This is a genomic window from Acinetobacter sp. 148, from assembly GCF_031196675.1.
In the GTDB taxonomy this organism is placed as follows: Bacteria; Pseudomonadota; Gammaproteobacteria; order Pseudomonadales; family Moraxellaceae; genus Acinetobacter; species Acinetobacter baumannii.
Genome location: NZ_JAVIMT010000060.1, coordinates 88,989 through 115,200, shown reverse-complemented (window position 1 = coordinate 115,200; position 26,212 = coordinate 88,989). Strand labels below are relative to the sequence as shown.

The 26,212-nt window shown below is 38.6% G+C and carries 23 protein-coding genes; 15 read left to right on the top strand and 8 right to left on the bottom strand.

The window, feature by feature from the left end; all coding sequences use genetic code 11:
• Positions 1-196 precede the first annotated feature (196 nt).
• The 7 genes from RFX69_RS09725 (at position 197) to astE (ending at position 10,163) form a co-directional block, all read left to right on the top strand.
• The gene (locus tag RFX69_RS09725) at positions 197-1,630 is read left to right on the top strand and encodes an amino acid permease (protein WP_001191140.1); all 1,434 of its coding nucleotides are present in this window, start codon (positions 197-199) and stop codon (positions 1,628-1,630) included.
• A gap of 1,035 nt (positions 1,631-2,665) precedes the next feature.
• Positions 2,666-3,937, top strand: a complete 1,272-nt coding sequence (locus RFX69_RS09720) for a Glu/Leu/Phe/Val dehydrogenase (RefSeq protein WP_001281781.1) — start codon at positions 2,666-2,668, stop codon at positions 3,935-3,937.
• A 144-nt stretch (positions 3,938-4,081) separates the two neighbouring features.
• Complete coding sequence (locus RFX69_RS09715) at positions 4,082-5,296, top strand: aspartate aminotransferase family protein (protein ID WP_000437489.1); 1,215 nt, start codon at positions 4,082-4,084, stop codon at positions 5,294-5,296.
• A gap of 18 nt (positions 5,297-5,314) precedes the next feature.
• A complete protein-coding gene (astA, locus tag RFX69_RS09710) occupies positions 5,315-6,346 on the top strand; it encodes an arginine N-succinyltransferase (protein WP_000973732.1) in 1,032 nt (343 codons plus the stop codon).
• Positions 6,346-7,815, top strand: a complete 1,470-nt coding sequence (astD, locus tag RFX69_RS09705) for a succinylglutamate-semialdehyde dehydrogenase (RefSeq protein WP_000071645.1) — start codon at positions 6,346-6,348, stop codon at positions 7,813-7,815. The genes astA and astD overlap by 1 nt, the downstream gene beginning before the upstream one ends.
• Before the next feature lie 17 nt (positions 7,816-7,832).
• Positions 7,833-9,176: an N-succinylarginine dihydrolase gene (astB, locus tag RFX69_RS09700; RefSeq protein WP_272388299.1), complete on the top strand. Its 1,344-nt coding sequence runs from the start codon at positions 7,833-7,835 to the stop codon at positions 9,174-9,176.
• A gap of 12 nt (positions 9,177-9,188) precedes the next feature.
• Complete coding sequence (astE, locus tag RFX69_RS09695) at positions 9,189-10,163, top strand: succinylglutamate desuccinylase (protein WP_001150819.1); 975 nt, start codon at positions 9,189-9,191, stop codon at positions 10,161-10,163.
• 62 nt (positions 10,164-10,225) lie between these two features.
• Here astE and RFX69_RS09690 read toward each other — a convergent pair whose 3' ends face one another.
• Complete coding sequence (locus RFX69_RS09690; RefSeq protein ID WP_000783286.1) at positions 10,226-10,987, bottom strand: hypothetical protein; 762 nt, start codon at positions 10,985-10,987, stop codon at positions 10,226-10,228.
• 593 nt (positions 10,988-11,580) lie between these two features.
• Here RFX69_RS09690 and RFX69_RS09685 point away from each other — a divergent pair.
• Both RFX69_RS09685 and RFX69_RS09680 read left to right on the top strand, forming a co-directional pair.
• The gene (locus RFX69_RS09685; RefSeq protein ID WP_032028228.1) at positions 11,581-11,889 is read left to right on the top strand and encodes a hypothetical protein; all 309 of its coding nucleotides are present in this window, start codon (positions 11,581-11,583) and stop codon (positions 11,887-11,889) included.
• Positions 11,890-11,924: 35 nt separating this feature from the next.
• The gene (locus tag RFX69_RS09680) at positions 11,925-13,280 is read left to right on the top strand and encodes a S8 family serine peptidase (RefSeq protein WP_001190943.1); all 1,356 of its coding nucleotides are present in this window, start codon (positions 11,925-11,927) and stop codon (positions 13,278-13,280) included.
• A 98-nt stretch (positions 13,281-13,378) separates the two neighbouring features.
• Here RFX69_RS09680 and RFX69_RS09675 read toward each other — a convergent pair whose 3' ends face one another.
• From RFX69_RS09675 to RFX69_RS09665, 3 genes are all read right to left on the bottom strand, one after another.
• On the bottom strand, positions 13,379-13,810 hold the full coding sequence (locus RFX69_RS09675) for a hypothetical protein (RefSeq protein ID WP_001088069.1): 432 nt from the start codon (positions 13,808-13,810) through the stop codon (positions 13,379-13,381).
• A gap of 94 nt (positions 13,811-13,904) precedes the next feature.
• A complete protein-coding gene (locus RFX69_RS09670; RefSeq protein WP_000644154.1) occupies positions 13,905-14,324 on the bottom strand; it encodes a hypothetical protein in 420 nt (139 codons plus the stop codon).
• A gap of 148 nt (positions 14,325-14,472) precedes the next feature.
• Positions 14,473-15,339 carry a LysR family transcriptional regulator gene (locus tag RFX69_RS09665; RefSeq protein ID WP_000355656.1) on the bottom strand — a complete coding sequence of 289 codons (867 nt, stop codon included), beginning with the start codon at positions 15,337-15,339 and terminating at the stop codon, positions 14,473-14,475.
• 108 nt (positions 15,340-15,447) lie between these two features.
• On the opposite strand from RFX69_RS09665, the gene RFX69_RS09660 reads away from it, so the two are divergent.
• Together RFX69_RS09660 and RFX69_RS09655 are read left to right on the top strand one after the other, a co-directional pair.
• The gene (locus RFX69_RS09660; protein ID WP_272294122.1) at positions 15,448-16,350 is read left to right on the top strand and encodes a DMT family transporter; all 903 of its coding nucleotides are present in this window, start codon (positions 15,448-15,450) and stop codon (positions 16,348-16,350) included.
• A 35-nt stretch (positions 16,351-16,385) separates the two neighbouring features.
• Complete coding sequence (locus tag RFX69_RS09655) at positions 16,386-16,670, top strand: YciI family protein (protein ID WP_271056313.1); 285 nt, start codon at positions 16,386-16,388, stop codon at positions 16,668-16,670.
• 52 nt (positions 16,671-16,722) lie between these two features.
• On the opposite strand, the gene glyS is transcribed toward RFX69_RS09655, so the two are convergent.
• The 3 genes from glyS to RFX69_RS09640 form a co-directional block, all read right to left on the bottom strand.
• On the bottom strand, positions 16,723-18,792 hold the full coding sequence (glyS, locus tag RFX69_RS09650; protein WP_272294123.1) for a glycine--tRNA ligase subunit beta: 2,070 nt from the start codon (positions 18,790-18,792) through the stop codon (positions 16,723-16,725).
• Positions 18,792-19,769, bottom strand: a complete 978-nt coding sequence (glyQ, locus tag RFX69_RS09645; protein WP_000085212.1) for a glycine--tRNA ligase subunit alpha — start codon at positions 19,767-19,769, stop codon at positions 18,792-18,794. Before glyQ ends, glyS begins: the two co-directional genes overlap by 1 nt.
• A gap of 70 nt (positions 19,770-19,839) precedes the next feature.
• Positions 19,840-21,465: a hypothetical protein gene (locus tag RFX69_RS09640; RefSeq protein WP_130037037.1), complete on the bottom strand. Its 1,626-nt coding sequence runs from the start codon at positions 21,463-21,465 to the stop codon at positions 19,840-19,842.
• Between the two features lie 171 nt (positions 21,466-21,636).
• Between RFX69_RS09640 and RFX69_RS09635 the strand changes: the two genes are divergently transcribed.
• The 3 genes from RFX69_RS09635 to RFX69_RS09625 all read left to right on the top strand — a co-directional run bounded on the left by RFX69_RS09635 (position 21,637) and on the right by RFX69_RS09625 (position 24,932).
• On the top strand, positions 21,637-22,899 hold the full coding sequence (locus RFX69_RS09635) for a putative DNA modification/repair radical SAM protein (RefSeq protein ID WP_017815942.1): 1,263 nt from the start codon (positions 21,637-21,639) through the stop codon (positions 22,897-22,899).
• 2 nt (positions 22,900-22,901) lie between these two features.
• Entirely contained in the window at positions 22,902-23,699 is a 798-nt protein-coding gene (locus RFX69_RS09630) for a TIGR03915 family putative DNA repair protein (protein WP_017815941.1), read from the top strand.
• 132 nt (positions 23,700-23,831) lie between these two features.
• Positions 23,832-24,932, top strand: a complete 1,101-nt coding sequence (locus RFX69_RS09625; RefSeq protein WP_000111462.1) for an HPP family protein — start codon at positions 23,832-23,834, stop codon at positions 24,930-24,932.
• A gap of 69 nt (positions 24,933-25,001) precedes the next feature.
• On the opposite strand, the gene RFX69_RS09620 is transcribed toward RFX69_RS09625, so the two are convergent.
• Positions 25,002-25,256, bottom strand: coding sequence for a PspC domain-containing protein (locus tag RFX69_RS09620; RefSeq protein WP_000013717.1), 255 nt, complete (start codon positions 25,254-25,256; stop codon positions 25,002-25,004).
• Positions 25,257-25,509: 253 nt separating this feature from the next.
• Here RFX69_RS09620 and RFX69_RS09615 point away from each other — a divergent pair, with 253 nt between their 5' ends.
• A complete protein-coding gene (locus tag RFX69_RS09615; protein WP_000054175.1) occupies positions 25,510-26,157 on the top strand; it encodes a hypothetical protein in 648 nt (215 codons plus the stop codon).
• The last annotated feature ends 55 nt before the right edge of the window (positions 26,158-26,212 follow it).

The window sequence follows — 26,212 nt, the reverse complement described above, 5'->3', positions numbered from 1 at the left end:
ATAAATTAAAGAAATGATGTAAGATTAATTAAAATACAATAATTACCCTAATAATTATTAATTGATTGTTTTTAAAATATATTTTATTTGATTGGCAAAAGATTGCTTAAAATAAATTCACTATTCAAAGATAATTGCATATTTATTTTTTTATCCTAAAATGATTTTTTACTAAATTGTCGTTACAGTTTTTTATATGCAATCATTAAATTATCGGAATAATGATGCATCGCAACATGGAAGTTCTGCACCTTTGAAACGAGCAATGAGTACTCGACATTTGGTGATGATCTCCCTTGGCGGTGCCATAGGTACAGGTCTTTTTCTTGGGTCTGGCGACGTAATCTCTCAAGCAGGTCCAATTGGCGCAATTATCTCTTATTTCTTGGGCGGTCTAATTGCCTATACCGTTATGCTGTGTCTCGGTGAGCTAGCGGTTCATGTCCCTGAATCTGGCTCTTTTGGTGAATACGCACGGCGTTATATCGGTCCAGGTACGGGGTATATGATTACTTGGCTGTATTGGCTGACTTGGACTGCAACTTTGGGGACTGAGTTTACCGCTGCGGCCTTGTTGGTTCAGGAGTGGTTTCCATCTACCTCGGTGTGGGCTTGGACTCTTTTCTTTGGCGCCTTGGTTTTCTTTCTTAATGTAAGTTCCACCCGCTTATTTGCAGAGTCTGAATTTTGGCTGGCGCTTGTAAAAGTAATCACCATTATCTGTTTTATTGGTTTGGGGTTGCTGGCGATTTTCGGCTTTATTCCTTATCAGGGGCATGAAACAGCACCATTGTTCAGTAATTTGACTGCTCATGGTTGGTTCCCAAATGGTCTTTTCCCAATTTTTGCCACTATGCTTATCGTTAACTTTGCATTTTCTGGCACAGAATTAATTGGGGTGGCGGCTGGCGAAGCTGAGAATCCAGCAAAAACAGTTCCTAAGGCAATTAATGCGGCTATTTGGCGCTTATTGATTTTCTTTGTTGGTACGATTGTAGTGATTAGTTCACTATTGCCATACCACCTAGCAGGTCTTAGTGCAAATGATGTGAGCAGTAGTCCATTTGTGACTGTATTTAATTACATTGGTATTCCGTATGCAGAGGATATTATCCGTTTCGTAATTATTACGGCTTTACTTTCAGCTGCTAACTCGGGTCTATTTGCTGCATCACGTATGATGTGGTCGCTTTCAGCAAAAAATCAATTACCTAAAATTTTCGCGAAACTCACGCCGTCTGGAACACCTATTATTGCCATTATTGTCACCATGTTTGGTGCTATTCCAGGATTGCTTTCAGAACAATTTGCACCAGAAACAATTTTTAAAAATTTGTTGGGTGTTGCTGCTTTTACAATGGTTGTCGTTTGGATTGCAATTTGTATTTCGCAATTTAACTTCCGTAGACAGTGGTATAAGTCAGGAAAAACAGTAAAAGATCTACGTTTCGCTGCACCACTTTTTCCTCTTACTCCAATTGTAGGCGGGCTATTCTGTATAGTTACTTGTATCAGTATGGTATTTGATCCTTCTATGCAAGTGGGCTTTATCTGCTGCATTATTTTTATCTTGCTATGCTATGTCAGCTATTTCATCTTTTATCGTAAAAAAGATATAGCTCAAAACTAAGTCTTTTGCTTACTTGGTTGTGTTGATTGAAGGTTCCTTATGGGGCCTTTTTTCATGGGCGCAACTTGAGCTTTAAAGTGAATTTTATATATTTTTTTTGAAAATGTTTTTTTTGTTTTAATAATAAAAGCAAATATTGACACATAAATTAACCACTTGTCGGAATATTATTAATAGCTAATTATTATAAGTTTTTAAATAAGTATATGTTTATCATGGTTATTTAATAAAGAGATTGTTTAAATATTTATATATCTTTGTTTTGAATTAGAGAAACTGAATAAATATTATGAAAATTTATAGAAATTTTAAGAATTTTTTGAAATTTTTTGTTAATTAAGTTGTTGTTATTAAATGGTAATTTTTTAATCATTTTTAATTTTAATATTTTTTTAATTCCCATAAAATAAAATTATTATAGTGGAGTGTTTTTTTAGGTTCGGTTACTTTTTTATTATAAAAAATAGAGAAAATTGATTATTTTTTCTCTGCTTGTTTATTTTAAAATGTTCTAAATTAACTTGCTCTGTGCTATATTTACTTAAAGATTTTATGTCTATATGAAGGCTTGATTAACTCGCTTGAGTAGTGATGTGAAACTTGCAGTATTACTGAACAATTTTTATTTAAAAAGACTAATGGAGGGATCTATCGATTAGTCAAAAATAATTTTAGGGACTTATGGTTTTTTTGTTTCATGAACCCTAGTTCTTTTTAACTCCCAAACGGTTATGTCACCTCTTTTGTACTTATTTCCAGTCGACTTATTTGAGTTGGTTGCGGTGGAACTTTTGCTTTTATAAAGACTTTTTATAAACGGCAGATGAGGCAAAAGAATATTGTAAAAGATATCGATATATAAAAGTAAATCGTACTTTTGATATCACAAGATGGAATTTAAAAGGTCTAAAGCTTTAGAAGAGCTGAAGATTTTATAAATAAATCAAAACATTGTTATTGCAAGGTTTTGGTTGCTGAATAATAAAGACTGCAGATTTATCACATCTGAGTCTGTGTAGGTAGATAGGAAAAAAGATGTCAGATCTTTCATACGTAAACGAACATAGCGATGCATGGCAAACTTACTTGGCTCAAATTGACCGTGTAGCGCCATACTTAGAACATTTAGCTGATTATATCGATACATTAAAACGTCCTAAGCGTGCGCTTATTGTGGACGTGCCAATTGTAATGGACGATGGTTCAATCCAGCACTTTGAAGGCTACCGTGTACAACACAACTTGTCTCGTGGTCCTGGTAAAGGTGGTGTTCGTTACCATCCAAATGTTGACTTAAATGAAGTGATGGCATTGTCTGCATGGATGACAATTAAAACTGCTGTTTTGAACTTGCCATTTGGTGGTGCAAAAGGTGGTATCCGTGTTGACCCACGTAAATTATCAAATCGTGAATTAGAGCGTTTAACTCGCCGTTATACGACTGAAATTGGTCACATTATCGGACCTCAAAAAGATATTCCTGCTCCAGACGTTGGTACAAATGCCAATATTATGGGGTGGATGATGGATACCTACTCTACTAGCCAAGGTCACACAGTGACTGGTGTTGTAACTGGTAAACCAGTTCACTTAGGCGGTTCTTTAGGTCGTGTGAAAGCAACTGGTCGCGGTGTATTCGTTACTGGTCGTGAAGTTGCTGCAAAAATCAACTTACCAATTGAAGGCGCGAAAGTTGCTGTTCAAGGTTTTGGTAACGTAGGTAGTGAAGCTGCTTTCTTATTTGTTGAATCAAAAGCAAAAATCACTCACGTTCAAGACCACACTGGCACAATTTTCAATGCTGATGGTATTGATCTTGTTGCGCTACGTGATCACGTAAATGCAAACCAAGGTGTTGGTGGTTTTGCTGGTGCACAAGCAATTGCAGATGAAGATTTCTGGACTGCAGAAGTAGACATCATTATTCCTGCTGCATTAGAAGGCCAAATTACAGTTGAGCGTGCTGAAAAACTTAAAGCTAAGTTGATTTTAGAAGGCGCGAACGGCCCGACTTATCCTAAAGCTGAAGATGTATTGGTTGAGCGTGGCATTGTTGTAGTTCCTGACGTGGTATGTAACGCCGGCGGTGTAACTGTAAGTTACTTCGAATGGGTTCAAGACATGGCGAGCTACTTCTGGAGCGAAGAAGAAATCAACGAGCGTTTAGACAAGTTGATGGTTCAAGCAATGGATGACGTTTGGAATACAGCGAACAAGAATGCTTGTACTTTACGTACAGCAGCTTACATCTTGGCATGTGAGCGTATCTTAAAAGCTCGTAAAGAACGCGGTATTTTCCCAGGCTAATCTGAGGAAACTACCTTTTAGGAAAGGTGGGCCGAGCAAATATAAAGGATGTTATAGGGTTATTTGTTCGGTCCCTTTTTCTAAATGAATTAAATTAAAGACAGTAAGACAGATTAAATAAATTAAATAGATACTGAGGTAAGCATGGAACAGCCAATTTCTGTAACTCGAAGCAACTTTAATGACTGGATGGTTCCAGTATTTGCACCGGCAAATTTCATTCCGGTACGTGGTGAAGGTTCACGTATCTGGGATCAAGAAAATAAAGAATATATCGATTTTGCAGGCGGGATTGCAGTAAATGCATTAGGTCATGCGCATCCAGTGGCAGTCAATGCGTTAACAGAACAAGCAAAAAAACTTTGGCACGTCGGTAATGGTTATACCAATGAACCAGTACTACGCCTTGCTAAACAACTCACCGAAAATACATTTGCCGATAAAGTATTCTTCTGTAACTCAGGTGCTGAAGCGAACGAAGCAGCTTTAAAATTGGCTCGTAAAGTTGGGCTAGACAGTGGTATAGCTGGTAAAAGTGGTATCGTTGCATTTAACAATGCTTTCCATGGCCGTACCTTATTTACCGTTTCAGCAGGTGGTCAGCCAAAATATTCACAAGACTTTGCACCACTTCCAAACGGTATTAGTCATGTTGCTTATAATGATTTAGAAGCGGCTAAAGCAGTCATAAATGAACAAACTTGTGCAGTAATTGTAGAGCCTGTACAAGGTGAGGGCGGGGTAATTCCAGCTGATATCGAGTTTTTAAAAGGTTTACGTGAACTGTGTGATCAGTTTGGTGCATTGCTGATTTTTGATGAAGTACAAACTGGTGTCGGCCGTACAGGTGCACTATATGCCTACATGAACTACGGTGTGATTCCGGATGTACTGACTACTGCAAAAGCCTTGGGCGGTGGTTTCCCGGTCGGTGCAATGTTAACAACTGATAAATTTGCACCGCATTTTTCTGTAGGTACACATGGTACAACTTACGGCGGTAACCCGTTAGCGAGTGCAGTTGCAGGTGCAGTTTTTGAGTTTATTAATACACCAGAAGTACTTGAAGGCGTGAAACACCGTCATCAATATTTCCTTGATGCATTAAATACTTTAAATGGTGAATATCAAGTATTTGATGAAATTCGTGGTCAAGGTTTATTGATTGGCTGTGTACTAAAAGCTGAATATGCAGGTAAAGCGAAAGACATTACCACATGGGCAGGCGAAGAAGGATTACTCGCTTTAATCGCAGGACCTAACGTGGTTCGTTTCACTCCTTCTCTAATTATTCCTGAACAAGATATTGATGAAGGGATTGCTCGTTTAAAAAGAGCTTTGGCAAAGTTGGCTAAATAAAAAAAAGGAAAGCTAGCCATGATGATTGTCCGTCATGCCGAGTTTCGAGACCTTGAAGATATTTATAAATTAGCAGGTAAGTCAGGTGTTGGTCTGACTTCCTTGCCACAAAATATGGATACGCTTTCGGCTCGAATTTCACGTACTCGCAATACTTTAAATGGCAATGTTCATAAGAGTGAACAGGGATATTTGTTTGTTCTGGAAGATACCGAAGCTCAACGTGTTATTGGTGTAAGTGCAATTGAGGTTGCGGTAGGTTTAATTGAACCTTGGTACAACTTTCATGTGGGAACACAAGTACACGCTTCAAAAGCATTAAACGTATATAAGTCATTACCGACTTTATTTTTAAGTAATGACAGAACAGGAAGTAGTGAGCTCTGTACATTATTTTTAGATCCGGAACGCCGTGAAAATCAAAACGGTAAATTTTTATCGAAAATCCGTTTTATGTTTATCGCAGCATTTAAGCAATATTTTGAGAAAAAATTAATTGCGGAAATGCGTGGCTACTCTGATGAAAATGGATGTTCACCTTTTTGGGATGCGATTGGGCACCATTTTTTCAATATGGATTTCTCAACTGCAGACTATTTAAGTGGTATTGGCCAAAAAGTTTTTATTGCCGAGCTGATGCCACGTTTTCCAGTCTATGTTGACCTTTTGCCAAAAGATGCGCAAGAAGTGATTGGAAAAATGCATCCACATACTTTGCCTGCTTATCATGTGCTTGAATCAGAAGGTTTACGTTATCAAGGATATGTCGATATTTTTGATGCGGGTCCAACTATTGAAGCGAATATTGATGAGTTGCGTGCAGTCAAAGAAAGTCAACTCTTAAACGTCAAAATTACTAATGAGGCAACAGTGGGTAAAACACAATACCTTGTTGCTAATGATAATTACCACGACTATCGGGCCATGTTATTGAAACTTGATCTCGTAGATAACACTTTAAATTTAACGCATGAACAAGCTGAAAAACTCGGTGTACAAGAAGGTCACGCTGTTCGTGTGTTATCACTAAATCCTATGGAAGTATCCTGATGTCAAACTCTTTATTTATAAACGGTGTCTGGTTACAAGGCAGCGGTACAACATTTGTAAAAACAAACCCGGTTGATAACCAAACTGTATGGTCAGGCGCTGAAGCTACGGCTAGTGATGTTGAGAAAGCTTGCCAAGCTGCTCGTACAGCATTCCCAGCGTGGGCGCGTTTACCTTTTGCTGAGCGTGTGGCGATTGTAGAAAAGTTTGCAGCTTTGCTTGAAGAAAATAAAAAGCATTTAGCGGAAGTGATTAGCCAAGAAACCAGTAAACCTTTTTGGGAAACATTAACTGAAGTTCAGTCAATGATTGGCAAGGTTGCAATTTCGATTCGTGCTTATCACCAACGTACCGGTGAAAGCTCAACTGAAATGGCAGATGGTGTGGCATCTTTACGTCACCGCCCACATGGCGTACTTGCAGTTTTTGGTCCATATAACTTCCCGGGCCACTTGCCGAACGGACATATTGTTCCTGCGTTACTTGCTGGTAACACAGTTGTATTCAAACCAAGTGAATTAACGCCTTGGACTGCTGAAGAAACTGTAAAACTCTGGCAACAAGCCGGTTTGCCAAATGGTGTAATGAATTTGGTGCAAGGTGGTCGTACCACGGGTGAAGCGCTAGCTGCCTCACATGAAATTGATGGCCTATTATTTACCGGAAGCGCAAACACAGGTTATCACCTACACAAACAAATGGCGGGTGCTCCTGAGAAAATTCTTGCGCTTGAAATGGGCGGCAATAATGCATTGATTATCGATGAAATCGAAAATATGGATGCTGTTGTTAACCTCACTATTCAATCTGCATTTGTTTCGGCAGGGCAGCGTTGTACATGTGCGCGTCGTATCTTGGTAAAAAATGGTGCGCAAGGCGATGCATTTATTCAACGTTTTGTTGAGGTTGCTAAAAACTTAAAAGTTGGTCGTTGGAACGATGAGCAACAACCATTTATGGGCGGCGTAATTTCATCGGCTGCTGCAACAAACATGATGAATGCTCAGCAAAAGTTGCTTGAGCTTGGTGCAAAAAGCTTGTTGCCAATGACACGTCCTCAAGAAGACAGTTCATTACTTACTCCAGGCATTATTGACGTAACAGGTGTGGCGGGTATTCCAGATGAAGAATATTTCGGTCCGCTTACCACTATTCAGCGTTATGACAGTTTTGATGAAGCATTAAAAATTGCCAATGCAACTCGTTTCGGCTTGTCAGTTGGATTAGTTTCTCCAAAACGTGAATTGTTTGATGACTTACTCATTGAAGCACGTGCCGGAATTGTGAACTGGAACAAACCATTAACAGGAGCATCGAGTGCAGCACCATTTGGTGGTGTAGGAGCTTCAGGTAATCACCGTGCAAGTGCATTTTATGCTGCTGACTACTGTGCTTGGCCAATGGCTTCACTCGAAAGTGAAAGCTTGACGTTGCCAGAAAAATTATCTCCAGGGATTGTGTTGCCTTAACACTAGGGAAAGAAAAAATGAAAGGATATGAAGTAAATTTTGATGGTTTAGTGGGACCAACACATCACTATGCGGGTTTGTCTTTTGGTAATGAAGCATCGACCAAAAACCGCAATAATTTGTCTAATCCAAAATTGGCGGCGAAACAAGGCTTATTAAAAATGAAAGCTTTGGCTGATATGGGCATGAAACAAGGTGTACTTGCTCCGCATGAGCGTCCACATGTTCCGATGTTACGCCGTTTAGGTTTTACTGGAGATGACATTAGTGTTGTGTCTCAAGCAATGCGTTATTCACCAGAGCTACTGTCATCTTTAAGCTCAGCTTCTCCAATGTGGACTGCAAATGCTGCGACAGTTTCACCTTCGGCTGATAGCCAAGATGAGCGCGTGCATTTTACTGCGGCTAACCTGAACAATAAATTTCACCGTTCAATTGAAGCTGAAACTACAAGCCAAATTTTACAAGCGATCTTTAAAAATGAACGTCATTTTGTACACCATGAAGCTTTACCGCAAGTGGCTTTGTTCGGTGATGAAGGGGCAGCAAATCACAATCGTTTAGGTGGTGATTATGCTAAACGTGGTGTTCAGGTGTTTGTTTATGGTCAACAACATTTAAATAATGGTTTACCGGGACCAAAACGTTATCCTGCACGTCAGACACGTGAAGCGAGCGAGGCCATTGCACGTTTGCACCGTTTAGATGAAGCACATACCGTTTTTGTTCAGCAAAACCCGGATGTGATTGATCAGGGTGTTTTCCATAATGATGTAATTGCGGTAAGTAACCAGCAGGTTTTATTCCACCATCAACATGCATTTTTAAATCAAGATCAGGCATTTGCCGAAATTCGTCAGAAAATGGCAAGCATCGGTGAAGACTTTATTTCAATTGAAGTGCCTGAAAACCGTGTGACGGTGGACGATGCTGTTGCAACATATTTATTTAATAGTCAGATTTTGACTCGTCCAGATGGCGGAATGACCATCGTTGTGCCAGAAGAGTCTCGTCAAAATGCTGCGGTATGGAGCTATTTGAATGACATGATTCAAATGGGTACACCAATTGATGCAATTCAGGTTTATGACTTGCGTGAAAGTATGCGTAATGGTGGTGGTCCGGCTTGTTTACGTTTACGTGTAGCATTAAATGAAACCGAATTAAATGCCGTAAATCCAAAAGTTCTCATGAATGATCAATTGTTTACAACGCTTAATCAGTGGGTAGATAAACACTATCGTGATCGTTTAGCACAAGAAGATTTGGCAGATCCGCATTTACTTATGGAAAGCCGTATGGCACTTGATGAACTGACTAAAATTTTAGGTTTAGGTTCGGTTTATCCTTTCCAAAAATAATGAGGAGGTGACATGCAAGATTTTCTAGCATTAACCTTACAAGGTGAGCAACCTGCAACGCGCGAGGGAAAACAAGCAAATTTTTCTTGGCGTTGGTTAGGTGAGGGACTTCTTGAATGTACACCACATGCGCAGTACGACAAAGCTGTCGTACTGTCAGCTGGAGTACATGGAAATGAAACGGCACCAATTGAATTGCTATCTCATCTTTGCACCGATTTATTTGCCGGGCGTTTAAAGCTTGCGGTGAGATTATTGCTTGTATTGGGTAATCCCTATGCGATGCGTCAAGGCAAGCGTTATGTACATGACGATGTAAACCGTATGTTCTGTGGTGGGTATAAAAATCTGCCTGTAACTGAAGAATCTAAGCGTGCTGAGGTTTTAGAGCAAACTGTTGCCACCTTCTTTCAGGAAAGTTCGAGTCAGGCAAAACGTTATCATTATGATTTGCACACAGCAATTCGGGCTTCATTATTGCCAACATTTGCTTTATTTCCATATCAAACGCATGGCTATGATGCTGATTTAACAGCAAGTCTTGAAGCAGCTGATTTGGATGCCTTGGTTTATCACAATGCGGTAGGTAAAACGTTTACCCATTTTACGAGTGAGAATTTTAAGGCGGCGAGTGCAACTTTAGAGTTAGGCAAAGCATTGCCATTTGGTCAAAATGACTTGAGTCAATTTGCTTCAATTGATGAAGTCATTCGTAACGTGGTTTCTGAGCAAGCTTTACCAGTGCGTAATAAACCAAAAATTCGTGTGTTTCAGGTATCTGACTCTTTAATAAAAAAAGATAAAGAGTTCCACATGAATTTATCTGCTGAGGCTCCAAACTTTTCAACTTTTACTAAAGGCGAAATCATAGCGACTCAGCCTTCTGGTAACTATGTAGTTGAACAAGATCAGGTCTGGATTTTATTCCCAAACCCGAATGTGAAGATCGGTTTACGTGCAGGCTTGGTTTTAACTGAAACAATCTGAATAGTTAATTTTAGGGAAATAAAAAAGGGCGATGAATCGCCCTTTTTTATTGCTACCTTTAATTAGTTAGTACCGAAAAGACCTTTAATAAAAGATTTCTTTTCGCCTTTTTGTGTAGACGCTTGAGCGCCTGCATTTACGTTTGCATTTGCATTAATACCAGCAACATTAACACCAACGTTTACACCTGTTTGAGCGTTAACTCCATGAGCCGGTTGAGCTGCATTTAATTTTGCTTGAGCATCCGCTTTAGTGTCAGCAACGAATTCTTTTTGCTCAGCTTGATTTTGTGCTACACGAGCTTTAACAGCATCTACACGTGCTTGAGCATCGGCCTGTTTTTCAGCAGTAAATTCTTTTTGGTCAGCTTGTTTTTCTGCTACCTTAGTTTTTACAGCATCAAGATGCGCTTTTGTATCTGCTTTAGCTTCAACTGCTAGGTTTTTAGTGCCAGTTGCAGCCTTAGTCGCTAAATTTTTTGTACCTGTAGCTGCTTCGGTAGCAAAATGTTTAGTACCAGTTACAGCTTCACTTGCTACATGTTTAGTGCCAGTAGCAGCTTTAGAAGAAAGTTCAGTTACTTTACCTGTTGTTTTTTTTGTAGCTTTAACGGTTGTGTCAGCAGCTACGTGACCAGCATGTTTTGCTGTGTTCCCTACAGTATGTGCAGTATTTTTGACTGTATTGGCTACGCCACTAACAAGACCACCTGGTTGTACGTTGACTTGAGCAGATGCACCTGCATTAACGCCCGCACTTTGTGCAAAAATAGAGGCAGAAGCAAGTACACTTGCAGTAACGATAGCTGTTTTCATCATTTTCATTGCGATATCCTTCAAAGAATATACCCTTTTAGTGAGGTATTTCATAAACGCAATCGCATCATAGCTAAGGAAATATGAGCTTGGGAACTCACTTCATCAAAACGTTACAACAGTGTTACATTGAGTAAACAGACTAGGGATAAATTGTGAAGATTAATAAAAATTAATAATAAAGTGAAAAAGAACATTTATTTTTTAGTTATTCTTATTAAGCTGGTCCTATTTTCATCTTACAGCTTTTTAACCTTCATCTCCTAAATTTTTCTATCGTTGTTCATGTGATACATGCCTATATCTCTAAATGTGATGTGTTTCTCATTATTTATTGGAGGAAACGGCATAATAATTGCTTATTATGAGAATAGAGTGCTTTTTTAGCACTTTTTTGAACCTTATTCTGCCAGAAATATAAACGTAAAGGGCAGAACTGTATTTTTGCTTATTCGAGAAAAGATATTTTAGCTTTTCTCATGTTTATACATTTTACGAAATAGAAATTTCACATGAAATGTAACTCAAGAAATGTCTCTTTATTTCGAATAATCAAAAGTAAATATAGATGTCTATAAACAAAAAAACAGAGATCTTAAATGATGAAAATTATAGCTTCCCTACTTGTAATAGTCGGCTTGATCGCCGTTGTTCTTTATTTCAAACCCACAAGCGGTGCATCTGATGTGTTCAATTCTGCTTTACATGAGACGAATTCACCACAACCAGATACTTCATCTTCCCTTTCTAAACTTAAGGAGCCTACTCAACCTAAAAACGTATCTTTAAATTCAAACCACTCTCAATCGGTATCAGCAGATGCCGTTCCTTTCTATAACACAAAAAGTGATCCTTCGATTCAACCGATTGATCCAGAAAAAGATCCAGCAAATGAAATAAAAGCGAAATAAGCAAATTGTTAGTTGAAAAACTACGGAGAAAAATAATGCAAAGTAAAACGTTGTTTCTATTAGGTCTATGTACAATTTTCAGTACAACTGTGTCCGCTCTTCCTTTGGATTCCAAAGGGGCCAAACAGCGGTTAAGTCAGGCAGCAAAACAAAAAGTGTTCCAAGGTAAAATAGATTTAGATGCCTTGGTTAGTAATGATTCAAACGATTTAATTGTCGAATACAATATTCCCTCATCGAGCGTACCTTCCGGTTTAGAACGGCGAAGTTATATTGCTACAAATAAAAAGAATCTTCAGACAAGGTTTAATCGTGCCGGCGGTGTACAAGTACTTCGGGATTACAATAACCTGCCTTTGGCTTTTTATCGGATTAGTAACCGTGAGGCTTTAGTATCTTTATTAAATGATCCGAACGTTAAAGCAGTTTATCCAAACCGTATTAACCGTACTACAACTACTGAAAGTTTGCCTTTGATTAATCAACCACAAGCCAATACCAATGGTTTTACGGGGGAGGGATCTAGTGTTGCTGTGCTGGATACAGGGGTAAATTATCTACATTCAGATTTCGGATGTACCGCTGTGAATACTCCATCAAGTACTTGCCGTGTGGTTTATTCTTTTGATAGTGCACCAGATGATGGCACTTTGGATGATGATGGGCATGGTAGTAACGTTTCCGCTATTGTGTCGAAAGTCGCTACTAAAACTAAAATTATTGGTATTGATGTATTTAGAAAGGTCAGATCGCAAGGTAAGTGGGTAAGCACCGCATATGATAGTGATATTCTCGCGGGGATTAACTGGGCTGTAAACAATGCACAAACCTATAATATTAAAGCGGTGAATTTGAGCCTTGGTGTGCCGGGAGTCAAATATACCTCTGAGTGTAGCGATAGCAGTTATGGAACAGCATTTGCCAATGCGAGAGCTGCTGGCGTGGTTCCGGTTGTAGCCTCTGGTAATGATGCCTTCCCTGACGGAATTTCATCTCCTGCTTGTGTGGCAGGGGCAGTAAGGGTAGGTGCTGTTTATGATAGTAATATTGGTGGTGTGTCATGGGGTAACCCCGTGAAATGTTCTGACCCAACTACAGCAGCAGATAAGGTAGCCTGCTTTAGTAATGGGGGAAGCCTTGTGACCTTATTGGCGCCGGGTGCAATGATTACCGCAGGTGGCTATACCATGGGTGGTACCTCTCAAGCGACACCACATGTGGCAGGCGCGATTGCTCTATTGAGAGCGAATAGTGTGAGTCCAACAGAAAGTATCGATCAAACCATTAGCCGGTTAAAAGCTACGGGTAAACCTATTACTGACTCAAGAACGGGCTTGGTTTTCCCACGGATTGATTTACTGGCGGCAACCAATGGTTTAACCGTTAACTAAATAGCATATTTATAATTTTTTATTAGGTCCAAAAAATTTAAATGGCTATGGCTCGTTGCAAAAGATAACTTCTGCAACGAGTTTTTTTATGAAAAGCTTTAATCACACTTTGCTAAGTTGTCTTTACTAAAATTACTTTGAAGTTTTTTGAAATTATTTTGAATTTCGGGATCTTGGATATTAAAAGTGGTAGAGCTTTTGGTTGTCGAATTGGTCGCTTGACTTAATATGCCAGAAGAGTCTGGATATTGCTCTGTAAATGATTGAGCTGAAATCAGGCCTTTATTATTAAAAATCCAATGTTCAGTTACTTGTCCACCACCTAAATAACCCGTAAATTCAATCATACAAGCTTGCTTATCGTGTTTAATGAGCTTGGCTACATTGCCTGTAGTGGTTGGATAAGCTTCGATATTGGTATCTTGTTCTAAAACTTGTGCCTGAGGATAAGAAGAAAGAGGTGCGGTAGTTGCACATGCTGTTAATGCTAAGCAGCACAGGGTAGAAAAGAGAAGTTTTTGACTGTTCATAAGGCAGGTTCCTAGCTCTTTGTAGTGGATGTATGTCTTTTTTAAAGTGTGTTTCTTTGGAAGCACGATATGATCGCGCTACTCTGATTTAATTTTAATTGGCAGTCGTACTAGATTTACTTAGCTCACCTTGTTCGATTGGAATATTTTCACCGTTTCTACTGCTGGTGATATTTTGCTTAGCTTGTTCTATTTTCTGTTCAGTAAATACTTTGGCTGTATCCGCTTTTTGTTGAACAACTTCTGCTTTTTCAGCGGTAAATTCTTTCGTATCTTTCCATTTTTCACTAATTTTATTTGAGGTTTTTTCAGAGGCGCCTTGAATAGAATCTCCTAAGTTTTGTATGCCTTTTCCTGTTTTATATAACAGTACGCGGCCTAAGCTTGGATTATCACCATAAGGCATTGTCTTAGAAGTTGCTTCATTCACTTGTTGAGGTTGAGGTGTTTCAGCAAAGAGAGATGATGAAACCAAGATAGAGCTTGTAATACATAAAATTTTTATGGCTTTCATTTTGGATTAATCTCCCCAATGACTATCAAAATATGGATAGCTGATCTTACTGTTAAAAATAAATCTTGTGCAGACATGAGATAAAACCCATACGATTTGATTACGAGAAATCATCATTTGAAGGGAATAGCATCATTACCCAAATGCTTTATAAACAAAACTCCGACTTTATCAATTCTATAAACATGTCTCTCGCTTTATGGTTACTCACATTTTTATGCCAGAAAAAATGATTTTGCATAAAGGCAAGGTATTCAAATTTATAACTTTGAATATGCGCTAAATTTTTATATTGTTCATAAATACTCTTAGGCACTAACGCCACGCCAGAACCCGCACTGACACAACCAATAATGGTGGCGTAACTGGTAATACTGGTGATAGGGAGAGAGATATTCTTCAGTTTAAGCCATTCTTCAAGAGCTGCACGGTAAGGACAGCCTTCAGTCCACATGAAAATTTCTTTACCAATCAAATCTTCTTGGCAATGAATTTCTCCTAAAGAATGAGATGCAATTAAGACCATGTCTTCTTGATAAATACTGAGTTTATTTAACATAGGAAACTCAATATTGCCTGCAACAATTGCACCATCAAGTTTGTGCTGAGAAATATCGACTAGTAGCTGTTTCCATGTGCCAGTAATAATTTGAATGGAAACCTCTGGATAACGTTGATGATATTTTGCAAGTAAGTTGGGCAGGCGAGTTGTAGCAGAAGATTCAATAGCTCCAATTTTGAGCGGGCCAGAGGGCGGTGCATCTGGATGAATACTTCGTTTCGCTTCATCGCATAGCGCTAAAATTTTATGGCAATAATCGAGAAAGATTTCTCCTGATGGGGTGAGTTTTAAGCTTTTTCCTTCGCGATAAAACAGCGGTGCGCCTAGTTCTTCTTCAAGTTGCTTAATGCGTGTAGTGATATTGGAGGGTACGCAATGTAGTTGTAGTGATGCTTTAGCCATGGTTCCGCATTCAACCACGGTTTGGAACATTTTTAACTGGGTAATATCCATGTTTAATCATTCACTTTTAATGAATATTTGACTCAATATAAGTTAATTTTATTCAACTATCTATGCGCATATGATGAAAGAGTTCCATTTCATTAGTGCAGATTTAACATGGCAATTTCTCTTGCTGCCGAAACCCAGCCTCCAGCATTTAAGCTCTACTTATGTATTGCTGTAACCGTTTTTTGTTGGGGCTATTCGCCTATTGGTGTACATAGTGCTTTGCATTTATATACACCGCAGCATATAGCCTTGCTTCGCTTTTTAATTGCTTCATTTTTTTTATTACTTCTGGTCATAAAAAAAGGCATTCAGCCTTTAAAGTGGAAAGATGCTCCTGCGCTAGGTGTATTAGGATTTTTCTCTGTAACGCTGCATCATTTGCTGATAAATACAGGGCAGCAATATGTAACTGCGGTCGCTTCTAGTATTTTGAGTCAATCTATTCCGCTATTCACTTTTATTATTTCAGCTTTGGTTTTTAAAGAGCATATTCGGTTCAAACAGTGGTTGTGTATTTTGCTAGGGCTTAGTGGTGCCGTGTTAGTGGTCAGTGGAGATCATGGTTTTGGTATACCGAGCCCTTATAGTTTGTTGATTGTTTTAGCTGCAATCGCTTGGGGGCTTTATTTTAATTTATATAAAAAATTTGCCTTAAATTATGATGCCTTGAGCATGATGTGCTACATCATTTGGTTCGGGACCCTTCCTTTACTATTTTATAGTGCTCATTTACCTAGTGAAATTTTACATGCCACTTGGCAAGCCAATATGTCGGTTGTCTTATTGGGTATTTTTCCAAGTGCGATGGCTTATGTACTTTGGGGCTATGTACTTAAAAATATGCCGTTAACGATTGCATCGAATTTTTTATATTGCTCACCTATTGTCGCCATGAGTTTGGCCGTTGTTTTCTTAAATGAGAAACCATCAATGATGGTGCTGCTGGGAGGAGTAATTATTGTGGGAAGTTTAGTGTGGATGAATTGGGGGAATCGGCGTACTATTGAATAAGCTATGTCATGCGCTACTTGCTTTAAGAGAATGAGATGATTGTTGTTACCCTCAACTATAAAAAACCATTGACCGAAGTTGACGCTGTACTCAAAGAACATATTGCATTTTTAGATCATTACTATGAGCAAAAGAAATTTCTGGCATCAGGTCGCCGGGAAAATAGAGTAGGTGGGGTAATTTTAGTTCTAAGCTCTTCGATTCAAGAAGCTGAAGAAATCATGAAAAATGATCCGTTTTATATTCATGACGTGGCTGATTATGATTTTATGTGGTTTGAACCCTCAAAAAGTTTAGAAGAAATTAAAGAATTTGTTTAACGTAAAAAATAAAGGGATCTATAAAAGATCCCTTTATTTAGTCATAAGCTAATTAGCTTTGCAACACACTCACATCAGCAACAGCAGTAAACAAGTTACGTAACTGAGCTAATAAACGTAAACGGTTTGCTTTTAGGTCAGCATCGTCTGCCATAACCATTACAGCATCAAAGAATGCATCAATCGGCGCGCGAAGTGCTGCAAGCTTAGAAAGGGCAGCAGTATAGTCCTTTGCTGCAAGTAATGGTTCAACCACAGGTGTCACTGCTTGAAGCTCAGCAAATAATGCTTTTTCAGCATCTTCAACCAAGTTTGCTTCAACTACAGAACCTTCTGGTGCTGCTTCTTTTGCAAGAATGTTAGCAACACGTTTGTTTGCAGCCGCAAGCGCAGCAGCTTCAGGTAATGTACGGAAGTGGTTAACTGCATTTACACGCTTGTCAAAATCAAGTGGAGATTTTGGTGCAAGAGCTTGAACTGCTTGAAGGACGTCAACAGCAACGCCTTGGTCTTCATACTTAGCACGGTAACGACCTTCCAAGAATGCAACTGCGTCAGCACGAGTTTTGTCATGGTCTTTAACGATATCGCCATAACCTTGAAGCGCAAGATTCACTAACTCTTCAATCGTTACATCTAATTCGTTTTCAATGATTAAACGTAAGATACCGATTGCTGAACGACGAAGTGCAAACGGGTCTTTAGAACCTGTAGGCGCTTGTCCAATACCGAAAATACCAACAAGCGTATCTAAACGGTCAGCAAGGGCAATGGTTGTACCTGTTTTGGTTTTAGGTAAAACATCACCAGCAAATTTTGGTAAATATTGCTCACCTAAAGCTTCTGAAACTTCAGTGTTTTCGCCTTCAATACGCGCGTAGTAAGTACCCGCAATACCTTGAAGTTCTGGGAATTCACCAACAAGCTCAGAGGTTAAGTCGCATTTAGCAAGTAATGCAGCTTTTTCAGCATCAGCTGGGTTTGCACCAGTGATTGAAGATAATGCAACAGCAAGTTTTGCAATACGTGTTGATTTGTCCCAAAGCGTACCAAGCTGAGCTTGGAATACCATGTTTGCTAATTTTTCTTTACGAGATGCAAGCGGTTGCTTTTGATCTTGTAAGAAGAAGAATTCAGCGTCTGACAAACGAGGGCGAACAACTTTTTCGTTACCTTCAATAATTTGAGTCGGGTCTTTAGACTCAATGTTTGAAACAGTAATGAAGTAAGGTTGTAATTTACCTTCCGCATTGATCAAACAGAAATACTTCTGGTTGTCTTGCATGGTAGTAATAAGAGCTTCTTGAGGAACAGCTAAGTAGCGCTCTTCAAAAGTTGCACGTAAAGCTACAGGCCATTCAACCAGACTTGTTACTTCATCAAGTAAGTCAGCTGGAACAATCGCAGTTGCATTCACTTCATCAGCTAACTTTTTCACTTGTTCTTGAATGGTTGCCTGACGCTTTTCAAAGTTCGCTACAACATATGCTTTTTCTAACGCAGCTAAATAGTCATTTGCATGCGCTAAGGTCACAGCTTCAGGTGCATGGAAACGGTGACCATAAGTCACATTACCAGCTTTGTGATCTTGAATAGTCGCCTCAATAACTTGGTCATCTTTGAGTAAGACAACCCATTTCACTGGACGTACAAATTCGGTACGGCTTGCAGCAGAACGCATGCGCTTAGCAATTGGTAAATTGTCTAATGCAGTTTGTAAAATCTGTGGAAGTAAAGCATCAAGGCTTTGACCTTTCACATCTTTTAAATAGCAAACTTTTTCAACTTTACCTGCTTGGAATGTAGAAAGCTGATCAACAGTAATGCCTTGACCGCGCATAAAGCCTTCAAGTGCTTTAGTCGGTTTGCCTTCTGCATCGTAAGCTGCTTGAACAGCAGGGCCGTCAAAACGTTTTTGTGTATCCGCTTGCGCAGCATCTACATCTACAATTTTAAGCGCTAAACGACGTGGAGCGGCATAAGCTTCAACAGATGCGAAGTCTAAACCTGCTTCATTTAAGCCTTTTACAGTTTCTGCTTGTAGTGCATCACGTAACGTTTTTAAGCTTTTTGGTGGAAGCTCTTCACAGCCAAGTTCGAATAAAACAGTATGTTTGCTCATTAGTTTTTCTCCGCCTTTGCTGCTTCACTTTCAGCTTGTGCTTTTAGCTGTGCCAATACTTCATCACGTAAGTGTGGTTCTGCCATTGGGAAGCCAAGCTCTGCACGTGCTTGTACATAACTTTGTGCAATAGCGCGCGCCAAAGTACGTACACGTAAAATATAACGTTGACGCTCAGTTACAGAAATTGCGCCACGTGCATCAAGCAAGTTAAAGGTATGAGACGCTTTAACGACTTGCTCATAAGCTGGAAGTGGAAGTTTAGCTTCCATTAAACGGTTAGCTTCTGACTCGTAGAAATCAAATAGTTCAAATAGTTTGTCAACTGGAGCGTATTCAAAGTTATAAGTCGATTGCTCAACTTCATTTTGATGGAATACGTCGCCGTAAGTTACCGTGCCGAATTGGCCTTTGGTCCAAACAAGGTCATAAACCGAGTCAACGCCCTGTAGGTACATCGCAAGACGTTCTAAACCGTAAGTGATTTCGCCTGTTACTGGGTAACATTCAACACCACCAACTTGTTGGAAGTAAGTGAACTGAGTTACTTCCATACCGTTAAGCCAAACTTCCCAACCTAAGCCCCAAGCCCCAAGAGTTGGAGATTCCCAGTTGTCTTCTACGAAACGGATATCGTGAGTAAGCGTATCAATCCCGATTGCTTTTAAAGAATCGAGATAAAGCTGTTGGATATTGTCTGGGTTTGGTTTAAGTACTACTTGGAACTGATAGTAGTGTTGCAAACGGTTCGGGTTTTCACCGTAGCGGCCATCTTTTGGACGACGTGAAGGTTGAACGTATGCCGCGTTCCAAGTCTCTGGCCCTAAAGCACGTAAGAATGTTGCGGTGTGGAATGTTCCAGCGCCCATTTCCATGTCGTAAGGTTGTAGTACGACGCAGCCTTGTTCGGCCCAATAGTTTTGTAGGGCAAGAATTAAACCCTGAAATGTATCAATGTGCGAGATGGCGCGACTCATGTAGCATCCACGAATTTATGAGAAAAATTGCCCCTAAGTATAAGGATTTTGTGGGGGAGTGGCAAAGGCTTTAGCTATCCTTAGTTCTCATATTTTCTTTATTTGGTACTTTATGAAATATAGTTTTATACCACATACAGAAAAGATCATTTTGGATGAGCGCTGGTATATATTCTTCTTGGAATATCAGAGGTTTATGTCTTTTTACTATTTCAAGTGTTTTAGGTTCGTTAAAGTAGTTAACAAGTTTATCGATTTTTTCTAAAAGTATATAGCATTCTACAGAATACATTACATGTTCAGCATAATCATTACTTGATCTAAAGTTCTGAATGGATTGATTTAAAAGCTCTTTTTTTCTTGGATTATCATTCTTAAGTAATTTAGCTAGTTCTAATTGATAAATCCCGCAGTAATGAAAATTTCCACCAAAAGATGGATCTTGCTTAATACCTTTCTGCGATATTTGTAAGGCCTTTTCATACGCAAGGATTTTTTCATTACTAGATTTACTATCGAAACTTTTATTTAAAGGACAATATGCACTTGCCCACCAGAAAAAGAATTCACCCGTTAAACTTTCTTTTAAAATTGGGAATAGTTCTTCACAAATAGAAACTAATCTTTCATTAGAATAATTTGGATCACCAGAAGAAGAATGGAATTCTTCATTACTAATATAATCTGTAACTATCTCAGCAATTTTAAATTTATTAATAGTAACGTCACTTTTCAAAACAGTTATATAGTTTCTTACTTTAGATAATAGTTGATGTCCTTTCAGCTTTGATGTATTGAAATTAATTTCTTTAGTATAAAGCTCTAATTCAGTATAGGGCTGTTCAATAAAATCTAAACTACATTGTAAATTTTCAGCGATTTCCATAAATGTTTCATCTGCATCACATCTATAGATTACTTTTATTTCTTCATCTTTTTCTAAGAAATTATGACTACCTTTTTGTATTACTTGTTCGCCATATTCTAGCCAATATAACCAATTATTATAGGGACGCAATTCATTTAATGCATGCATTAGAGGGTCATTTTCACCACTATAACCAGCAACAACCCAAGTTTTATTACAACCTGTCGAACGTACAATCTGCGTTAAAGTTTCTTTATGCGCTTCAAGTTGATCTGTAGTATTCCGTTGAACAAATCCAACATGTTGGCCATTTAAATAGACAATGCTTGGGTCGTGCAAAAGTTCAGCATTTACTTTACCCATTGCTCCTAAGTCATAAATTGCGGGAAATGGATACATACCAACCATGTAACAAGCATGGATTAAAAGAGGATCAAAATTTACAGTTAATATACGACTGAAATATCCCTGTTTTAATAATTCAGCAATTGCGATATGCGCAAAATTTAGCTTAGCTTTTTCAATATTTTTTTCATTATTTCCTTCAATAAACCACTTAAACAGCTCTTTACGTTTAACATTAGAAAGCTTAGTCATAATGTCATTATATTGAAGTTTACTTAAATCTTTTTGAGCAAATTCTTGTTCTTCTTCAGTAAAGTAATTAGGAAAGTTCTCAATCGCAATTTTCATCAATTTTTGTGCAGGAGGAATTCCAGCAGATACAGAAATACCAGCGCCTACTAATAAAATTGCACCGCCCTCACTCTTTGCATCTTCAAGTGAAGCAGCAAGATGCTTAAGGAGTTCTTCTTTGTTTTGTTCCATTGCTCGGTATTTAATCTTTTGAATTTTTAGTAATTATATCTGATTTAATAAACAGAACTAGCTTGAGCAGAATTAAAACGTCACTTCATGACGCCGAGCGTATTTCACTGGATTAAATTTAAGAATGCGAAATGATATTTTTTAAACGATGCCAAAAATGAGTCGTTTGATATGTCTGATCGCATTCGAGAAAAACTACAAATTCTTGCTGATGCTGCTAAATATGATGTGTCTTGTTCATCAAGTGGCAGTGATCGTAAAAACAAAAATAAAGGTCTGGGGGATGCCAGTCATTCGGGTATTTGCCATAGCTATACCGAAGATGGCCGCTGTGTATCTCTCTTAAAAATTCTATTTAGCAATGTCTGTATTTTTGACTGCGCCTATTGTGTTTCACGCCGTTCTAATGACGTCCAGCGTGCGGCATTTACGGTGCAAGAGGTTGTAGACTTAACCATTAATTTTTACCGCCGTAATTATATTGAAGGTTTATTTTTAAGCTCAGGCATTTTTAAATCGGCCGATCACACGATGGAGCGTATGCTTCAAGTCGTGAAAAAGTTACGTCTTGAAGAAAACTTTAATGGTTATATTCACCTAAAAACAATTCCGGGTGCATCGCCTGAACTGATCCATGAAGCAGGTTTATATGCTGACCGGATGAGTATTAATTTAGAGATGCCGACTGAGATTGGGTTAAAAACTTTTGCGCCAGAAAAATCACATCAGGAAGTACAAAAAGATTTAGGTTTGGTTCGTGACCGGCTCATTCAATTGAAAGATGAGCGACAAATTATTAAGCACGTGCCGAAATATGTACCAGCAGGGCAGACCACGCAAATGGTTGTTGGCGCTCATCAAGAGTCAGACCAAGATGTTTTGTTTATGGCTGACAAACACTATAAAGAATTTAAACTCAAACGTGTCTATTTTTCGGGTTATATCCCAATTAATACTGAAAATAATTACTTGCCCGCAGTTGGCTCTGCACCGCCATTATTGAGGGAAAACCGACTCTATCAAAGTGACTGGCTGATGCGTTTTTACGGTTTTGAAGTCAATGAAATCGTCAATGAAAAACACCCTAATTTAGACCTTGATGTAGACCCAAAATTAAGCTGGGCCTTAAGGCATCCTGAACAGTTTCCGGTAGATTTAAACCGTGCCGATTACCAGATGATTTTACGTGTACCGGGCATTGGTGTGAAATCAGCCAAGAAAATTGTGCAGGCTCGTCGTTTTGGAAAAATCCATATTGATTTACTTAAAAAACTCGGTGTGGCCTATCAACGAGCAAAATTCTTTATTCGCTGTGAAGACAGTCCAAAATTCCAAAAAGAACTATCTTCAAGTTTTATTCGGCAGCAGATTTTAATGCAAGGCTCGTCGAAATATGTGCAGCAGCTTTCGCCACAATTAAGCCTTGGGTTATAGCCATGTTTAATGAGGAAGTCGCTTACTATTTTGATGGTTCAATGGTTGGGCTGCTGAGCTGTGTATTTCGTGCATTTCAATTTAAAGAATTACAGGTCAGGCTCTGTTTGAATGATGCAGCTCAACATGGATTATTTGCCGATAAAATTGAGGTTGTAAATAACGGGCAACATGCTGAACGTGTTTGGGCTGCGCTACAAAAAAAGCTTTCATCTTCTTCGTTAAAACAATTTTATTTTGCTTATTTATCCGAATCTTTAGATGCCTATCAGCATTTATTTAATTACTGTATTTATGTGTTTAGTAGCCATGTTTCTATAGAAAAAGATTATTCACATCCCAGCGTTTTAGCGATTACACAGTGGACGAAAAAAGTCGGACGAGAAAAGCATCGGATGGAGGCTTTTATTCGTTTTAAGAAAACCAAAGATGAGCTTTTTTTAAGTCTGGTTCGTCCTGATTTTAATGTTTTACCGCTTATTCAGCCGCATTTTAAACGGCGTTATCAAGATCAGCGTTGGCTCATTTATGATGAGCAACGCAAGTTTGGACTGTATTATGATTTACGGGAAATACATGAAGTTTCACTCGAAGCCTCTGACGTTGACCGTAATTTAAAAAATGGAATGAGCCAAAGTTTTCAGCTTGAGCTAGATGAGCAGGAAGTTTTATATGATCAGCTTTGGAAGGATTATTTTAAAAGCGTTAATATTACGGAACGCCAAAATATTAAGCTTCATGTGCAATATTTGCCAAAAAGATACTGGCGCTATTTAAATGAAAAGTTAATTGAATATTAAAACATTAAAATAGTAAGAGCACATTCAACAGGTTTTCTGATAATTGAAAGATATAATTTAAATGCACTTTATGTGGCTTTGGGCGTATACTTTTGCCCGTTATAAATAACGGCATATCCCCTAAGGTGTACTGTGAGTGTTATACAGCCAGAATGGTTACAGATTTTAAAACCGAATTTTAAGGTTTTACCCCTAAAAGAAAGGTTGCTTTGTGGCGTTGGAGCGCTATGTGGTTTAGCAATTTCCTCGTTAATTAGCTGGTATGTTTTAGGCGGAATTAATGCTTGGTACATTGCACCAATGGGGGCCTCATCTGTTCTCTTATTTGCTGTACCTACCAGTCCATTGGCTCAGCCTTGGAATGTTATTGTCGGTAATACATTAGCCGGAATTATTGGGGTCGCCTGTGCACAGTGGATTCCGGATTTAACCACGGCTTTTAGCGTGGCTGTGGGTTTTGCCATATTTTTGATGATGACTACCGACTCCTTGCATCCACCTAGTGGAGCAGTTGCGATTACGGCTGTGTTGGGCGGCGCTGCCATTCATAAATTAGGCTTTTATTTCGTTTTTTATCCGGTTCTGCTCAACTCATTACTTCTACTCGGTTTTGCTGTATTTTTTAATCGATTGATTGGGCGACATTATCCGGTTACTGCACATTTAAATGAGCGTAGTAAAGATCCAACGCCCACTCAAAAAGTATCAATTCAGCCAAAAGATATTGAGTATGCATTAGAACATCATACTGAACTGTTAGATATCAGCCAGTACGACTTAGAAAAAATCATTTTAGAAGCGCAAGAACATGCCAATGAACGTATGGTGAACCAATATACCTGTCAGGATATTATGAGCCGTGATGTGATTAAATTGCATGAAAATGATGATATTCATCAGGCATTAGATAAATTTAAACAAGAAAATCTCATGAGTTTGCCTGTAGTTAATGCAGACAACCATTTAGTGGGTACTTTGGCGCTATATGAAGTTGTGGAATGGTTTAAAGGGGCAACAGATCCAAGAAACTCATGGCAGCATTACGTAAGACAAATTATGAGTCGTCGAGTAGTTACTGTACTGCCAACTCAGCCGATTCAAGACCTTGTACCTTACTTTGTTGAGAAGTCTTTTAACTATATTCCAGTGGTTGAGGAACGAAAACTGATTGGAATCATTAGCCGTGCAGATATGATTGCGGCTTTACAACAGCAGTTAAATCGTAAATTGTAATTTTAAATATAAAAAAAGCTACGGTTGATTAGGGGATGCAACCGTAGCGACCAAAATAAACTAAGTTATTTAATGTATTTGTTCTTCTCGTACAGTGCGAACAGGTTGTTGATAACCTTGCACTTGTTCTGGCTGTTTTTTAGGAATAACCAACCATAAAACTAAGTACACTAAAATCCCTGGAAAAGCCGCGCTCATTATCGAAACTAACACGAAAATAATGCGTAATAAATTTGCATTCCAACCAAATCGTTCAGCAATACCGCCCATTACACCGGCGATCATGCTTTGTCGGTTCGAGCGATATAAACCAGAATTGGCCATCTAAGTCTCCTCAAATATATAAGTTACAAGGAATCATTTATTCACTTGGTTAATAAGAATATGGAGCCAATCCGAATGAATTAAAGGTTCACAAAACTAAAAATGGTTAAAATATGTAAATGGTTTAAATCAATGAAAGCAACATCTACTAAAATGCACTGTTTCGGGGCTGAAAGTGTTTGTAGCAGCGATGATATCGTTCCTGAACAATAAGGTTGAACTGTAGCATTGCTGTTGTATGTGAATGATGTATATGTCTTTGAAGTGGTCTGGTCTTTTAATAAAACATTTGGGTGTGGCAGCCATCTTGTGTATGGGGTTAAGTGCCTGCGATGTAAATCATGCCGACTCTAAAGATCACTCCGCGGTAGCAACGACTTCTAGACATGAAGATAGTTTGATTAAAAGCACCACGAAGGTTAAAACTTTAGATGATGCAGCGGGGCGAACTTTCTTGCCTGAGGGCGTTCCAGATCAAACCTCAAAACTATCCGAAGCAGACCAACAATATGCAGGCCGTTATCACACTCGTATTTCATGTGAAGATAATTTTGCCGATTGTGAAACAGGCGAGGCAGAATATATTTTAAATTTATTACCTGATGGAACTGCGTATTGGAATGTTGTTCATTTTGGTCGTGTTGGTAGTAAAGATGGCTCAAAAAGCGCAGTCATCAATCAATTATGTCCTTCCTTGAAATGGAAGGTCGAACCTGCCGCTCATGAGTTAACGATTCAATGTCCTTTATCAGATGTTAACTTCTATTTTGATATTGATGCAAAACAAAGATTGGTCGTAAATTTAGAAAAATTATTTTATAGCGATTTTGGTAAAAACCGTGAGTTTTTGGAACAAAATTATTTTGTTCCTACAAAAGCTTATGTACTTGATAAAGAGTAAAGCCAATTTTAGCAAAGTAAAAAAGAGCGCAATATCAATTGCGCTCTTTTGATTT

Coding starts and splice junctions, on each gene's coding strand:
- RFX69_RS09725 (WP_001191140.1), top strand. CDS start 197: ATGCAATCATTAAATTATCGGAATAATGATGCATCGCAACATGGAAGT.
- RFX69_RS09720 (WP_001281781.1), top strand. CDS start 2,666: ATGTCAGATCTTTCATACGTAAACGAACATAGCGATGCATGGCAAACT.
- RFX69_RS09715 (WP_000437489.1), top strand. CDS start 4,082: ATGGAACAGCCAATTTCTGTAACTCGAAGCAACTTTAATGACTGGATG.
- astA (WP_000973732.1), top strand. CDS start 5,315: ATGATGATTGTCCGTCATGCCGAGTTTCGAGACCTTGAAGATATTTAT.
- astD (WP_000071645.1), top strand. CDS start 6,346: ATGTCAAACTCTTTATTTATAAACGGTGTCTGGTTACAAGGCAGCGGT.
- astB (WP_272388299.1), top strand. CDS start 7,833: ATGAAAGGATATGAAGTAAATTTTGATGGTTTAGTGGGACCAACACAT.
- astE (WP_001150819.1), top strand. CDS start 9,189: ATGCAAGATTTTCTAGCATTAACCTTACAAGGTGAGCAACCTGCAACG.
- RFX69_RS09690 (WP_000783286.1), bottom strand. CDS start 10,987: ATGAAAATGATGAAAACAGCTATCGTTACTGCAAGTGTACTTGCTTCT.
- RFX69_RS09685 (WP_032028228.1), top strand. CDS start 11,581: ATGAAAATTATAGCTTCCCTACTTGTAATAGTCGGCTTGATCGCCGTT.
- RFX69_RS09680 (WP_001190943.1), top strand. CDS start 11,925: ATGCAAAGTAAAACGTTGTTTCTATTAGGTCTATGTACAATTTTCAGT.
- RFX69_RS09675 (WP_001088069.1), bottom strand. CDS start 13,810: ATGAACAGTCAAAAACTTCTCTTTTCTACCCTGTGCTGCTTAGCATTA.
- RFX69_RS09670 (WP_000644154.1), bottom strand. CDS start 14,324: ATGAAAGCCATAAAAATTTTATGTATTACAAGCTCTATCTTGGTTTCA.
- RFX69_RS09665 (WP_000355656.1), bottom strand. CDS start 15,339: ATGGATATTACCCAGTTAAAAATGTTCCAAACCGTGGTTGAATGCGGA.
- RFX69_RS09660 (WP_272294122.1), top strand. CDS start 15,448: ATGGCAATTTCTCTTGCTGCCGAAACCCAGCCTCCAGCATTTAAGCTC.
- RFX69_RS09655 (WP_271056313.1), top strand. CDS start 16,386: ATGATTGTTGTTACCCTCAACTATAAAAAACCATTGACCGAAGTTGAC.
- glyS (WP_272294123.1), bottom strand. CDS start 18,792: ATGAGCAAACATACTGTTTTATTCGAACTTGGCTGTGAAGAGCTTCCA.
- glyQ (WP_000085212.1), bottom strand. CDS start 19,769: ATGAGTCGCGCCATCTCGCACATTGATACATTTCAGGGTTTAATTCTT.
- RFX69_RS09640 (WP_130037037.1), bottom strand. CDS start 21,465: ATGGAACAAAACAAAGAAGAACTCCTTAAGCATCTTGCTGCTTCACTT.
- RFX69_RS09635 (WP_017815942.1), top strand. CDS start 21,637: ATGTCTGATCGCATTCGAGAAAAACTACAAATTCTTGCTGATGCTGCT.
- RFX69_RS09630 (WP_017815941.1), top strand. CDS start 22,902: ATGTTTAATGAGGAAGTCGCTTACTATTTTGATGGTTCAATGGTTGGG.
- RFX69_RS09620 (WP_000013717.1), bottom strand. CDS start 25,256: ATGGCCAATTCTGGTTTATATCGCTCGAACCGACAAAGCATGATCGCC.
- RFX69_RS09615 (WP_000054175.1), top strand. CDS start 25,510: ATGTCTTTGAAGTGGTCTGGTCTTTTAATAAAACATTTGGGTGTGGCA.